Source organism: Sphingobacteruim zhuxiongii (assembly GCF_009557615.1).
Classification (GTDB): domain Bacteria; phylum Bacteroidota; class Bacteroidia; order Sphingobacteriales; family Sphingobacteriaceae; genus Sphingobacterium; species Sphingobacterium zhuxiongii.
On the sequence record NZ_CP045652.1, the window covers coordinates 3,531,694 to 3,545,363 of the forward strand.

Annotated in this window: 11 protein-coding genes; 10 read left to right on the plus strand and 1 reads right to left on the minus strand. The window is 38.7% G+C overall.

Features of this window, described 5'->3' with window-relative positions; translation table 11 throughout:
• Positions 1-2: 2 nt before the first annotated feature.
• The 6 genes from leuD to GFH32_RS14935 all read left to right on the plus strand — a co-directional run bounded on the left by leuD (position 3) and on the right by GFH32_RS14935 (position 6,528).
• The gene (gene leuD, locus GFH32_RS14910; RefSeq protein WP_153512350.1) at positions 3-587 is read left to right on the plus strand and encodes a 3-isopropylmalate dehydratase small subunit; all 585 of its coding nucleotides are present in this window, start codon (positions 3-5) and stop codon (positions 585-587) included.
• Complete coding sequence (locus GFH32_RS14915; RefSeq protein ID WP_153512351.1) at positions 587-2,050, plus strand: ATP-binding cassette domain-containing protein; 1,464 nt, start codon at positions 587-589, stop codon at positions 2,048-2,050. Before leuD ends, GFH32_RS14915 begins: the two co-directional genes overlap by 1 nt.
• 3 nt (positions 2,051-2,053) lie before the next feature.
• Positions 2,054-3,127: a 3-isopropylmalate dehydrogenase gene (gene leuB / locus GFH32_RS14920; protein ID WP_153512352.1), complete on the plus strand. Its 1,074-nt coding sequence runs from the start codon at positions 2,054-2,056 to the stop codon at positions 3,125-3,127.
• Between the two features lie 33 nt (positions 3,128-3,160).
• The gene (locus tag GFH32_RS14925; RefSeq protein ID WP_153512353.1) at positions 3,161-4,315 is read left to right on the plus strand and encodes a 2-isopropylmalate synthase; all 1,155 of its coding nucleotides are present in this window, start codon (positions 3,161-3,163) and stop codon (positions 4,313-4,315) included.
• A gap of 108 nt (positions 4,316-4,423) precedes the next feature.
• The gene (gene ilvA / locus GFH32_RS14930; RefSeq protein ID WP_153512354.1) at positions 4,424-5,677 is read left to right on the plus strand and encodes a threonine ammonia-lyase IlvA; all 1,254 of its coding nucleotides are present in this window, start codon (positions 4,424-4,426) and stop codon (positions 5,675-5,677) included.
• Between the two features lie 281 nt (positions 5,678-5,958).
• Positions 5,959-6,528 (plus strand): DUF2911 domain-containing protein, encoded by a 570-nt coding sequence (locus GFH32_RS14935; RefSeq protein ID WP_153512355.1) that lies wholly within the window; start codon positions 5,959-5,961, stop codon positions 6,526-6,528.
• A 270-nt stretch (positions 6,529-6,798) separates the two neighbouring features.
• Here GFH32_RS14935 and GFH32_RS14940 read toward each other — a convergent pair whose 3' ends face one another.
• Positions 6,799-9,204, minus strand: a complete 2,406-nt coding sequence (locus tag GFH32_RS14940; RefSeq protein WP_153512356.1) for an alpha/beta hydrolase family protein — start codon at positions 9,202-9,204, stop codon at positions 6,799-6,801.
• A gap of 477 nt (positions 9,205-9,681) precedes the next feature.
• Between GFH32_RS14940 and GFH32_RS14945 the strand changes: the two genes are divergently transcribed.
• From GFH32_RS14945 to nrdF, 4 genes are all read left to right on the plus strand, one after another.
• Positions 9,682-9,915, plus strand: a complete 234-nt coding sequence (locus GFH32_RS14945) for a glutaredoxin family protein (protein WP_153512357.1) — start codon at positions 9,682-9,684, stop codon at positions 9,913-9,915.
• A 24-nt stretch (positions 9,916-9,939) separates the two neighbouring features.
• Positions 9,940-10,347, plus strand: coding sequence for a class Ib ribonucleoside-diphosphate reductase assembly flavoprotein NrdI (gene nrdI, locus GFH32_RS14950; RefSeq protein WP_153512358.1), 408 nt, complete (start codon positions 9,940-9,942; stop codon positions 10,345-10,347).
• The gene (nrdE, locus tag GFH32_RS14955) at positions 10,307-12,412 is read left to right on the plus strand and encodes a class 1b ribonucleoside-diphosphate reductase subunit alpha (protein WP_153512359.1); all 2,106 of its coding nucleotides are present in this window, start codon (positions 10,307-10,309) and stop codon (positions 12,410-12,412) included. Before nrdI ends, nrdE begins: the two co-directional genes overlap by 41 nt.
• A 98-nt stretch (positions 12,413-12,510) precedes the next feature.
• Entirely contained in the window at positions 12,511-13,497 is a 987-nt protein-coding gene (gene nrdF / locus GFH32_RS14960; protein ID WP_153512360.1) for a class 1b ribonucleoside-diphosphate reductase subunit beta, read from the plus strand.
• Positions 13,498-13,670: the final 173 nt, after the last annotated feature.

A 13,670-nucleotide genomic window follows, 5' to 3' on the forward strand; every position in this document is an offset into this window, starting at 1 on the left:
AGATGAAAAAATTTGAAAAATTATCCTCTCGTGTAGTTCCTCTACCGATAGAAAACGTAGATACAGATCAAATCATTCCCGCGCGCTTCTTGAAAGCGACTACTAGAGATGGCTTTGGTGACAATTTATTCCGTGACTGGCGTTATGATAGTCATGATCAACCAAAAGTTGATTTCGTAATGAATAACCCAACATTTACTGGAAAAATTCTTGTTGCAGGAAAGAACTTCGGATGTGGATCTTCTCGCGAACACGCTGCTTGGGCTATTCAAGACTATGGTTTCGACGTTGTTATTAGTTCATTCTTTGCAGACATCTTTAAAGGAAATGCACTAAACAATGGCGTGTTGCCAATTACTGTAACTGATGAGTTTCTTGAAAAGATTTTTGCTCAAGTCTTTGCGAATCCACATACAGAACTTCAGGTCGACCTTGAGACACAAACATTGACAATTGCTGAAACTGGCGAACAATTCGCTTTTGAGATTAATCCTTATAAAAAATCTTGCTTAATTAATGGATATGATGATATCGACTTCATTTTAAGCCATGTAGCAAATATCGAACAATTCGAATCCGCAAGATAATGCCTGTTGCTGTCCATATCAAAGACTTTACATTAGCATTCGGTCAACAGACCGTATTGCGAGATTTGTCATGGACAATAGAGAAAGGTCAGCACGTTGTTCTAGCAGGTAAATCCGGTTCGGGAAAATCGAGCTTAGCAAAAGCTATTGCAGGACTAACTAAAGGAACTGGAGAGATACAAGTTTTCTATGACTCCTCCAGTTCCTTAGCACCAAAAACTGTTTATATATCAAATTGGTATCAGTTTACCAATCTCGAAGGTGATCGAAACTTCTATTATCAACAGCGCTATAATCGACATCAGGGGCATGATACCTTAACGGTACACGCCGAGTTAATGCACTTTGCTGAAAAGGAAGGTTTAGATTTCGCGGATATCGAAAAGAAGATTAATTCATTCGGATTTGAGAATGTACAACAGTCTCAGTTGATTGAATTATCAAGTGGCGAACACAAGAAGTTACAGTTGGTTAAAAGCCTTTGGCAGAAACCACAGCTGTTAATCATTGATGAACCGTATACCGGACTTGATAAAAAGTCACGCATTGTATTAAACGAATGGTTGGATGAATTAGCGAATCAGGGAGTACAATTACTCCTAATAAGCAATGATCAAATATTACCATCTGTTATTAATTCATTCGTACAGATTATTGATGGCAAGGTTGATCAGGTTGAATCTTTAGCTGATATCAAACAGGATGCTCTTCGCGCGAAAAAAGAATTACCGCTGTTTTTAAAAGCTATCCCCGACACCACTTATGACCATGTAGCAGATCTTAAAAACATTGTCATTCGTTACGGTGAAAAGGAGGTATTGAAGAATATATCATGGTCTGTTAAAGTTGGTGAAAAATGGTTATTACAGGGACCTAATGGTTCTGGAAAATCGACCTTGTTGAGCTTAATAAACGGAGATCACCCGCAATCCTATGGACTAGATATTTCATTATTCGGTAATGCTAGAGGATCCGGCGAAAGCATATGGGATATTAAAGAAAAGATCGGGATGATTTCTCCAGAAATGCACTGGTATTTTGACCAACAAGCAACTGTATGGCATACCCTTGCATCTGGATTTTACGATAGCATCGGTTGGTTTATCGATGTGAAATTCCATGAGAAGAAGCAAATTGAAGAACTAATGGATTTTTTTGATCTTACTGACTATCGAGATCAATTACTCCATACGCTACCCTTGGGTAAACAACGACTGGCCATGTTGGCCAGAAGTATAATTAAAAATCCTCCCCTATTGGTGTTGGATGAGCCTTGTCAGGGTTTGGATACCGTACAGGCAAAATATTTTAACGATGTAGTCGATGAGCTTTGCCAATATGGCAAAACCTTAATTTACGTTGGCCATTATGAAAGCCAATTACCAGACTGCATTGAACATCGAATTGTATTAGAGCGTGGCGAAGTTTTAGCCATTGAACATAAAGTAGAAAACGTTTTATAGTATATGAGAAAGAACATTCTTATTATTCCGGGAGATGGAATTGGACAAGAGGTGACGACTTGGGGAAAACAAGTATTAGAAGCAATAGCTTTGAAATACAATCATGAATTTGCTTTTGATGAAGCAATCATGGGTCATACAGCAATTGAAGCTACCGGAAATCCACTACCAGATGAAACATTAGAAAAAGCTAGAGTATCTGATGCGATTCTATTTGGTGCTATTGGACATGCAAAATACGACAATGACCCAAGTGCGAAGGTTCGACCGGAGCAGGGTCTGTTAAAAATACGTAAGGAATTAGGTTTGTATGCCAATTTACGCCCTATTCTATTATTTGACGAGTTATTAGATGCTTCCAGTTTAAAGCCGGAAGTTTTACGTGGAACGGACATCCTTTTCTTCCGCGAATTGACAGGCGATGTATACTTTGGCGAGAAAAAGCGCAATGAAGACAATACATTCGCATCTGACTTAATGAATTATCACCGTTATGAAGTAGAGCGAATTGCACGCAAAGCTTTTGATGCAGCGAGAACTCGTAATAAAAAACTATGTTCTGTAGACAAAGCAAATGTATTAGAGACCTCTAGACTCTGGCGTGAAGTGGTTCAAGAACTCGCACAAGAATATAGCGATGTAGAAACAGAACACATGTTCATCGATAATGCAGCAATGCAGTTAGTAAAGAATCCGAAAAAATTTGATGTGGTATTAACGGCAAATCTCTTTGGAGACATTCTTACTGATGAAGCGTCTCAGATCGCTGGATCTATGGGAATGTTAGCGTCTGCGTCTATCGGCGATGGTACTGGTTTTTTTGAACCAATTCACGGATCAGCACATGATATTGCAGGTCAAAATAAAGCAAACCCACTAGCTTCTATCCTATCGGCGGCATTGATGCTCGACATCGCTTTCGGCTTACAAGAAGAAGCAAAGACCGTAACGCAGGCTGTTGCAGATACTTTAAAGGCAGGCTGGAGAACTGGCGACATTGCCAATGCGGAAACAGCAAAAGACAAAATATTAGGCACCAACGAAATGGGAGTCAAAGTATTAGAATTCATCAAATAATTAAACCAAGGAATAAACATAAATACAAACGATATGTTACACGATCCTAATCACTTATACATTTTCGATACAACGTTAAGAGACGGAGAGCAAGTACCGGGTTGTCAATTGACCACACCAGAGAAAGTCGAAATTGCCAAAGATTTGGAACGCCTAGGCGTTGATATTATTGAAGCGGGATTCCCTGTTTCTAGTCCTGGCGATTTCCAATCGGTAGTGGAATTATCTAAAGCAGTAAACGACGTAATTATCTGTGCGCTGACACGTGCCAATAAAAACGATATCGATGTTGCTGCCGAAGCTTTGAAATATGCGAAAAGACCTCGTATCCATACAGGTATCGGTTCATCGGACATGCACATCAAATACAAGTTCAATAGCACGCGTGAAGAAATTTTAGCGCGCGCAGTCGAAGCTGTAAAACATGCAAAATCCTATGTTGAAGATGTGGAGTTTTATGCAGAAGACGCCGGTCGCGCTGATCTAGCTTTCCTTGCACAAATGGTTGAGGCAGTAATCGCAGCAGGTGCTACTGTTGTCAATATTCCAGACACTAACGGATATTGTTTACCAGATCAATATGGTTCAAAAATCAAATACTTGAAAGATCATGTTCAAAATATTGATCAAGCAATCATCTCTGCCCACTGTCATAATGATTTAGGCTTAGCGACAGCAAACTCAATCGCAGCGGTACAGAATGGAGCTCGTCAAGTTGAATGTACGATTAATGGAATTGGTGAACGCGCTGGTAACACTTCTTTAGAAGAAGTTGCTATGATCTTGAAGGTTCACAACCAAACATTTGGTGGAATTACTTCCAATATCGACAGTACAATGTTCACTGCACTTTCACGTAAAGTTAGTGAAATGATGAACATGCCTGTACAACCGAATAAAGCAATCGTTGGTCGCAATGCATTTGCGCATAGTTCGGGAATACATCAAGATGGATTCTTAAAACATAGAGAAAACTACGAGATTATTCGTCCAGAGGATGTAGGCCTATTAGAAGCAGATATTATCCTAACAGCACGTTCAGGTCGTCATGCTTTAAAACACCATTTAGAGCGTCTTGGATACAACTTAGACAAAGACACGCTTGCTGATTGCTATCAACGTTTCCTAATCTTAGCAGACGCTAAAAAGGATATTAACGACCAAGATTTACTAACCTTAGTCAAATAATATAAGGACAGAATAAACTTCTATCCTGTCGGTATGCTGTAAACCGTTCCATTTTTCGGCAGCATAGCATACCGACATCTTCTTTTAACTACACAAATTAATACCAACATGAGTTTGGATTTATCAACCTTAACCATAGATAGCATTCAAGCCAAAGAACAGATCAAGGATGTTGTAAAAAGGACTCCCTTAGAATACAATCAACACTTATCTGAGAAATATGGCGCTGAGGTCTATTTGAAACGCGAAGATCTACAAGTCGTTCGTTCCTATAAGCTTCGAGGAGCTTTTAACAAAATTAGCAGCTTAAGCGAGGACGAAAGAGCACGTGGTGTGGTTTGTGCGTCAGCAGGAAATCATGCACAAGGCGTTGCTTTATCCTGCAAGAGACTTGGTATCAAAGGCGTAATCTTTATGCCTGGACCAACACCTCGCCAAAAGATTACACAAACTGAAATGTGGGGCAATGGCACAATTGAGATTGTCCTTACAGGAGATACATTTGACGATTGTCAAAAAGGCGCATTAGTCTATGCAGAAGAACATGGCATGACCTTCATCCCACCGTTCGATGATCTTAAAATCATAGAAGGTCAAGGAACTGTCGCTGTAGAAATATTAGAAGATTTACCAGAGGTTGATGCGATATTTATTCCGATTGGAGGTGGTGGTTTATCCTCGGGGGTAAGTTATCATATGAAAAAATTCGCACCGCAGGTTAAATGTTATGGAGTTGAGCCTGAAGGCGCCGCATCCATGCAAGCTGCTCTGCAAAATGGAGGACCGATTGAACTTTCGCAGATTAACAAATTTGTTGATGGTGCAGCTGTTAAAAAAATCGGTAAGTTGACCTATGATATTAGTAGCCAATTGTTAGACAGTGTAAAATCTATTCCGGAGGGTAAGATCTGTACGACAATATTGGAGCTGTACAATAAAGATGCAATTGTTGCTGAACCAGCTGGAGCACTTTCCATTGCGGCATTGGAATTTCATAAAGAAGAGATCAAAGGAAAGAAAGTTGTGTGTATCGTCTCTGGCGGAAACAACGACATCGACCGAATGAGTGAAATAAAAGAAATGTCTTTGCTATATGAAGGCTTCAAACATTATTTTATTGTTCGATTCCCTCAACGGCCTGGCGCTTTGAGACTGCTAGTAACAGAAGTATTAGGACCGAAAGATGATATCACTCGATTTGAATATATAAAAAAGACAGAACGCGAACGCGGACCTGCTCTTATTGGTATCGAATTAAACGATCCTAAGGATTATACGAGCTTTATTGAACGATTGAAAGCCTACAAATTTGACTTCATTGAAGTTAATAAGGATCAAACATTATTTGAATATTTAGTGTAGCGCATATCGGAAAATAATAAGATAATATAAAGGGGCTTCTGAATGAAGTCCCTTTTTTGGTTTTGAAATCAAATGTCCTATTCATAATCTGAAAAAGATAAAGGATAGCATTTTTATTTCCCCTGAAATAGACCACATAAAAGTGAGTAAAGATTTTCTATGTTTTGGATCGACCCCAAATAACGCCAAAACACTTTAATAATCAATAATTTAACACATAAATCGTAAAACAATTTTTCATTTCATATGTTATAATCACATACTAATCCAAAGGAGGACATATGAAAAATATTGCATTCCTAATAAGCTTTCTGATGCTATTCACGTTCGGATATGCGCAGAAACCGCCCATGCCTAAGGCGACTCCACCGAGTAAGCCAATGTTAAAAGATGGCAAACCTAAGCAAGTCGAAAGTCCATTAGACAGCTCTTCAGTGACAACGAGCGATGGTGTAAAAATAAATATCCGCTATGGCAGTCCATCGTTGAGAGGACGAGAATTGGGGGTAGATTTATTAAAACCAGGAGAACGCTGGCGTACTGGAGCCAACGAAACCACCACGGTTGAATTCGACAAAAACGTAACGGTTAATGGACAGAAATTATCGGCGGGTAAATATGGTTTAAATACAATTCCAGGCGAACAAACAAGTACCTTAATATTCAATAAAAATTGGAAACAATGGGGTGCAAAGTTTGATGAAAAAGAGGACGTTTTAAAGGTTAACGTTCCAAACGAACGGAAATCTGAATCGCAAGAGCGACTTACGATTACAGCAAACGAGTCTGGAAAGATTCATCTCGCTTGGGGAACCTATGGACTTAGCTTAGATATAAAAGCGGATCAATAGAAACGCTATCTAGTTGACGATATTAAGACGCTGCAAAACAGCGTCTTTTTTTTGCTTTCAATTGAGAAGGCTTGGAACTCACAACATCTTTAGGATTTTTCCCTGCAAGTATGCTTTACATCCCTTTCACTTCCCTTTCAGATCCCTTTCAAACCCGATTGACATCCGTTCGATAATGGGTATGATTAGGTGCAGAAAGGTGGGTAAAGCAAAGAGACATTGGAGTATACCAATGTCTCTTTACTATGTAATTCGATTCAGAACTAAGTTCTATTGCTTAGGTTTAAGATATTTTTCCAGAAATTGATCTTGCTCCCAAAGAAGGTGAAAGATGTTCTCCTTCGCTGCATATCCGTGGGATTCGCGAGGGAGTATAACCATTCGTGCGGGAGCTCCCAAATTTTTTAGTGCTTGGAAATACCGCTCGGTTTGAAGCGTAAAAGTGCCGGGGTTATTATCTGCAGCACCATGAACAAGCAACATAGGGGTCTTCATTCGATCTGCGCTCATAAATGGAGACATAGTCATATAAAGTTGAGGATCGTCCCAAAAATTGCGTTGCTCGCTCTGGAAGCCAAATGGTGTTAATGTACGATTATAGGCCCCTGAACGCGCAATACCGGCTGCAAATAATTTTGAATTGCTTAATAGATGTGCGGTCATGAAGGCTCCATAAGAGTGACCTCCCACTGCAACACGATTACGATCGATATACCCTAGCTGATCAACAGCATCAATTGCTGCTTCGGCATTCGAAACCAATTGGGGAATAAAAGTATCATTTGGTTCCGATTTGCCCTCCCCTACGATAGGAAAAGCCGCATTATCTAGAACAGCATAGCCTTTTGTAACCCAATAGACAAATGATCCATAACTTGGAAAAGTAAACTCTTTCGGATTGTTTGTGCTTTGTCCAGCAGTTGTTTTGTCCTTGTACTCCCTTGGATATGCCCAAATTAAGAGTGGTAGTTTCTCTTTTTTCGATTTGTCATAACCCGCTGGAAGATACAAAGTTCCTGATAACTCAACTCCGTCTTTACGTTTATAGGCGAGCACCTCTTTATGAACCGCTTCTAACGATTTAAACGGATTTTGAATCGCTGTAATGGCGGTTTGCTTGTTTGATTTGATATTCTTGCTGAAGAAATTTGGAAAATCCTTCGGCGATTGAAGTGAAACAATGATGTCTCCTTTGTTTATATCAACCACTGATGAAATTCGTTCCTGCATGGCTGAGGCTTTGGCGGTATAAAGTCGTCTTTTTTTCAGGGTCTTTAAATCCAACTCATCAATAAAGGGGAATTCACCTTCTTTGGTATAACCATCGCCAATCCAATAAGTCTTATCCTTGCGGATATACATGCTATAGGTTCCAAAACTATTTTTATCCATATACACTTTTCCAGGATCTGCATAAACGTCTTGGCTATTCCGATCTTCGATGAGCTGATGTTTTCCTGTCGTCGGATTTAATAAAAATGCTTTAACATTTCGAGTATCATACCAACGCGAGTACACCAAAGCATAGGTGTCGTCACCGTAAAATACGCCCCCAAAGCGATCAGCCAGTTTTATTAATGATTTCGGAGATTGATCGAAAGGTGCTTCCCAGTTGTACAACTCGTCACGCCATTCGGCAGGCTTGCTTGCATCTCCTCCATCGATTGCTTCAACATAAGACAGTGTTGCTGCTTTATCTTGACGCCAAGAAAAACTTCGCTTACCGGCTCTAACGGACGAAAAGCCTTTTGGCATCACTTCGTTCAATGGAGTTTCGTTGACTTTTTTAATTAAGTTACCGTTTAAATCATACACATTCGTTTCCTGTGGGAAATTGTAGTAAGGCACAACATAGGAAAATGGCTTCTTCAGCGTGCTCAGTAGAATATATTTTCCATCTGGCGAAAAACTCGCTCCCACGTACAAATCTGCAGCTTTGTAGGCCTGCTCTCTCCCACTTAAGTCGATCCATACTAATTCTGAATTTCCCAATTCTATAAATTGTTGCTCATCCTCGGGAGTTTTCAATAGATCTTGATATGTTCGAAGCTGAGAGATCTTACCATCACTTGAGGAAATGATTGGTCCTTTAGGAAGATTCGCATATTCATCGATCAATTTAACAGGCGCTGGCACGCGTTTGTTTACTAATAGACGATCGGAAGTTCTATTCCAACGGAAGGGCGCATCGAGAACCGAATTCAATACTTCTCCCGTTAATCGATCAATCTGACGCGTTTCTAAGTTTAACATATACAATGCCGTTCCCGATTCTTCTGTAATCGTAAAGGCTACCATTTTTGAATCTGGAGAAAAGCTTAGATTCGAAATTAAAGGATCTTTAGGCAGGTTCAGTTGGTCAAAAACTTGCTTGCCATCGATTGAACGAAGCTCTATTTTGTTGTAGAACAGTTCGTCGCTAGGCATTCCCGTTTTCGCATTCATACGTAGTCCGGCGAGTCGTGTCTCTGCCTGACCAAGATCATATAAGCTTTTATAAGTTGGTCTATACAGAAAGAGTACCCAATTTTTGTTAGGGCTAATAACTACTGCTGGAGGTCTTTGATAATCTGCTAGGGCTAAGATTTCTGCAGATGGTTTTTGATAGTTTAAATTCTCTTGGGCAAAGCCGATAGATTGGCTCAAAAGAAAGGCGACTAAAAAGTACTTTTTCATAATTCAATTAATAATTCGAAATTCATCCTGATTCGGAACCACTAAAATACTGAATTAAAAGTGTTCAGGCTGAATGCTTCCTTTTATTTATCTGTTCGTTTTTTTTGTCCTAAAAATTTTTAATTTTACAACACATTTTCTAATAGCAAATTGGAATAAAACAGCAACTTTTTGCACATAAAATGACACTAAAAAAACCGAACTTTTCGGTGTCAATTTTTAGCCACAATCTGTCTTGGGCAAGTTATCAACATCGTTTAACTACTGTAAATCAACACCTTGCTAATACCTAGGCGTTGCCAAGCGTGTTTTAAGCAGATAGTTGTGGATAATGTGGAAAAGTATCATCTACGTTCTGAAGATTTTAATGGGATATTTGTTCTTGTTGAGAATGTGACCTCTCAAATCAAAACGTTTTTTCATTTACCAAAGTTCCAATCTCCTCAACCGAGCTAGGAATTTCTAACTTAATATAACATGGCAAGAATCATTAAATTCGAAAAAAATGACTGTGCACCATGCGCACAGGTATCGGCATACTTAGACAACAAAGGTATTGCCTACGAAACTATTAATCCATTCGATGAGCCAGAATTAGCTGTTAGGTTTAAAGTTCGCACAGTTCCTACCGTTATCGTTTTGGAGAACGACGAGATTAAAAATCGTATTATTGGATTCAACCCTGCCGAATTGGACCAAATCGCATTGTAATATTAAATCATTTAGCCTATACCTATGATTTATCTATATTATGACTCACGAACAGGTAATGTGGAGCGCTTTATCAACAAAGTCATCCAGATTACAGGATGGACAGCGGTTCGTATTCAAGAGGATACTATAATTACAGAGCCTGGGCATCTCGTAACTTATACCACTAATTTTGGTAAGGTCCCGGATAAAACCGAAAGCTTTGCAAATAAATTTGCCGAAATATTATACTCGGTTACAGCAAGTGGAAACCGCAACTGGGGAAGAAATTATGCTATTGCAGCAGAAAAAATTTCTGACCATTACGCCATTCCTTTGGCTATGAAATTCGAACTTTCAGGCACATTGGAAGATATTAATCAATTTATTGACATCATCAAAAACCAGCACTATGATAGCAAACGAGGTAGCGAAAAATTGGATATTGCTTAACAACGAAATCATGATCAAACATGATGACGAGTTCAGCCTTCACAAAGACAAAGAGGCTGTACGCGCCTATTTCCTTGAATATGTAAATAAGAATACTGTATTCTTTTACACATTGAAGGAGAAAATAGATTATTTGATAGAGAACAATTATTACATTGATTTCTACCAATGGTTTACGTTTGAGCAAATGGAAGAGGTTTACAACTATGTATTCGCTAAGAAATTTCGTTTCGAATCCTTCATGGCAGCCTTCAAATTCTTCCAAAGTTATGCCTTGCGCGATGACTCTGGCGAGAAGTTCTTAGAGCGCTATGAGGACCGTGTAGTCGCTGTCTCTTTATTCTTGGCTAGAGAAGAGGGAGTAAAGAAAGCTATTGAATATGCCGAAATCATGATCAATCAAGAATATCAACCCGCTACCCCGACATTCTTGAACGCTGGAAAAAAACGATCAGGTGAGCTTGTATCTTGTTTCTTAGATGAGATAGGCGATAATTTGAACGGTATCGGTTATGCAGTTGATTCAGCGATGAAACTTTCATCTATCGGTGGTGGTGTATCCTTTAACATCTCTAAAATTCGTGCTCGTGGCGAAGCGATTAAGGGCGTTGAAGGACGTGCAGGCGGTGTATTGCCAATTATGAAAATCATGGAAGATACGTTCTCGTATGCAAACCAATTAGGACAACGTCCTGGTGCAGGTGCTGTATATTTAAACATTTTCCACTCTGATATTGAGGAATTCTTAGATTGTAAGAAGATCAACGTAGATGAGAAAGTGCGTATTAAATCTCTTTCTATCGGTATAATCGTTCCTGACAAGTTCATGGAATTAGCTGAAAAAGATGAACCTTGCTATTTGATTTATCCACATACCGTGATGCAAGAGTATGGAAAATACTTAGATGAGTTGGATATGGATGAGATGTATGATGAATTGATCACGAATCCAAACGTCAAGAAGAAAAAAATCAATGCGCGTCACTTATTAGTTAAGATTGCTCAAACACAAAAAGAGTCCGGATACCCATATATCTTTTTCAAAGAGAACACCAACCGAGAGCATGCATTGAATGGAATCGGAAAAGTTAAATTCTCGAACCTATGTACGGAGATTATGCAAGTATCTGAAGTATCAGATATTAACATCTATGGAAAGGAAGATACAATTCGCTATGGTATCTCTTGTAATTTAGGTTCATTGAACGTTGCTACCGTGATGGACAACAAACGTATCAAAGAAACAGTTAAAACAGCAATGCGTGCATTGACAGTTGTAACTGACGTTACAGATATCGAAATGGTTCCTTCAATCGCTAAAGCAAATAGAGAACTACACTCTGTGGGATTAGGCGCCATGAACCTACACGGATACCTTGCTAAGAGCTTTATCATGTATGAATCTAATGAGGCTTTAGACTTTGCGAATACATTCTTTATGACAATGAATTATTATTCGATTGAGGCTTCTATGGAAATTGCTAAAGAACGCGGAAGAACGTTCGTAGGATTTGAGAAATCTGCATATGCTGATGGAACATACTTCGATAAATACTTAAGCCGCGATTATATGCCTAAAACCGAAAAGGTTAAAGAATTGTTCGCAGGTGTACATATCCCAACTATTGAAGACTGGGATAACTTAAAAGCACAAGTAAAAGAACATGGCGTTTACCATGCTTATCGTTTAGCAATTGCTCCAAATCAATCTACATCTTACATTATGAATGCTACAGCTTCAGTAATGCCAATCGTAGATATCATTGAAGTAAGAGAATATGGAGATAGTACGACCTACTACCCTATGCCATATTTAACAAATGATAATTACTTCTACTTCAAGTCAGCTTATGATATGGATCAAATGAAAGTGTTGAAGTTAATTTCGGTTATTCAACGTCATATTGACCAAGGCGTATCAACGATACTTCACACCAATTCAAAAGATTCGACTCGCGACTTAGCGAAGTATTATATCTATGCCCACAAACTAGGTTTAAAGTCCTTGTACTACACGAGAACTCGTAAATCGACGATTGAAGAGTGTATCTCTTGTTCGGCATAGACTGAGGTCAAAAACACATAAGAAATTTAACAAAGGGCTGAATTGCATGTAATACCTTTTACATCGATTCAGCCTCTTTCACCACGATACTGAATATAATGAGCAAACAATTTACCGCTGTAAACTGGAACACGCCTGACAATGATTATGCGTTGATGTTCTGGGAGCAAAATATTAAACAATTCTGGATTGATACAGAATATATTCCTTCAAAAGATATTGATAGTTGGAAGGGCTTAAGCTGGGATATGAAAGAATGCTATAAAAAAGCATTGGGTGGATTAACCTTATTGGATACTTTACAATCGCATACAGGGATGCCTAAAATTATCGATCATATCGATTCTCTGCAAAACAAAGCGGTATTATCCTATATGTGTATGATGGAAGCAATACATGCTAAGTCATATTCTACCATATTCACAACGGTATCAACAACGAATGAGATTAATGATGTTTTCGGCTGGGTATCTCAAAATAAATTTCTTCAATATAAAGCCGCAACGATAGACAAATACTACCGCGGAATCGACAAAGAAAAAGTGTCGAATGAAGAATTATTTATGGCGATGGCCGCATCTGTATTATTAGAATCTTTCTTATTCTATTCTGGCTTCTTCCTTCCGTTATGGTTGTGTGGACAGGGGCAAATGGTTGCATCGGCGGATATTATCAAAAAGATCGTTGCTGATGAATCTATCCACGGTGTATTTGTAGGTTTAATAGCACAAGAAGTTTTTGCAAAGCTTCCAAACAAAGAGGAAGTAAAACAACGCTTCTTAAATTTGTTAAACGAGCTATATGAGAACGAAATCAAATATACAGAGGAACTTTACACAGTAGTTGGTTTAACAGCAGAAGTTAAAGAATATGTTCGTTATAACGGTAACAAAGCGCTAATGAACCTTGGCTTCGATCCAATCTTTGAAGTTAAACAAGTAAATCCAATTGTTTTAAACGGGTTGAATACAGAAACAACACAACATGACTTCTTCTCAAAGAAATCTACAAACTACGAGAAGTCAATGGAAATTGTTCATTTAAAGAATGAAGATTTCGCTATGGACGCAACAGTAGAAATCTAATCGCTATAAAGCAGTAGCTTTTCGATAAAAGAATGAAAATATATAAAGGCACCAATCGGTGCCTTTTCTGTTTTTAAGCTTATTATTCTCAGTAAATATGTGGCAACTTAATCAGCTCCAATATCAAAATGGTCTCTATCGAGGCAGTAAAAAAGCGAGCTTTTCAAGAAGAA

What these genes read in the sequence shown, in the direction of transcription:
- leuB (WP_153512352.1), top strand. Translation starts at nt 2,054, where the DNA reads ATGAGAAAGAACATTCTTATTATTCCGGGAGATGGAATTGGACAAGAG.
- GFH32_RS14915 (WP_153512351.1), top strand. Translation starts at nt 587, where the DNA reads ATGCCTGTTGCTGTCCATATCAAAGACTTTACATTAGCATTCGGTCAA.
- GFH32_RS14925 (WP_153512353.1), top strand. Translation starts at nt 3,161, where the DNA reads ATGTTACACGATCCTAATCACTTATACATTTTCGATACAACGTTAAGA.
- ilvA (WP_153512354.1), top strand. Translation starts at nt 4,424, where the DNA reads ATGAGTTTGGATTTATCAACCTTAACCATAGATAGCATTCAAGCCAAA.
- nrdI (WP_153512358.1), top strand. Translation starts at nt 9,940, where the DNA reads ATGATTTATCTATATTATGACTCACGAACAGGTAATGTGGAGCGCTTT.
- leuD (WP_153512350.1), top strand. Translation starts at nt 3, where the DNA reads ATGAAAAAATTTGAAAAATTATCCTCTCGTGTAGTTCCTCTACCGATA.
- GFH32_RS14945 (WP_153512357.1), top strand. Translation starts at nt 9,682, where the DNA reads ATGGCAAGAATCATTAAATTCGAAAAAAATGACTGTGCACCATGCGCA.
- nrdE (WP_153512359.1), top strand. Translation starts at nt 10,307, where the DNA reads ATGATAGCAAACGAGGTAGCGAAAAATTGGATATTGCTTAACAACGAA.
- GFH32_RS14940 (WP_153512356.1), bottom strand. Translation starts at nt 9,204, where the DNA reads ATGAAAAAGTACTTTTTAGTCGCCTTTCTTTTGAGCCAATCTATCGGC.
- nrdF (WP_153512360.1), top strand. Translation starts at nt 12,511, where the DNA reads ATGAGCAAACAATTTACCGCTGTAAACTGGAACACGCCTGACAATGAT.
- GFH32_RS14935 (WP_153512355.1), top strand. Translation starts at nt 5,959, where the DNA reads ATGAAAAATATTGCATTCCTAATAAGCTTTCTGATGCTATTCACGTTC.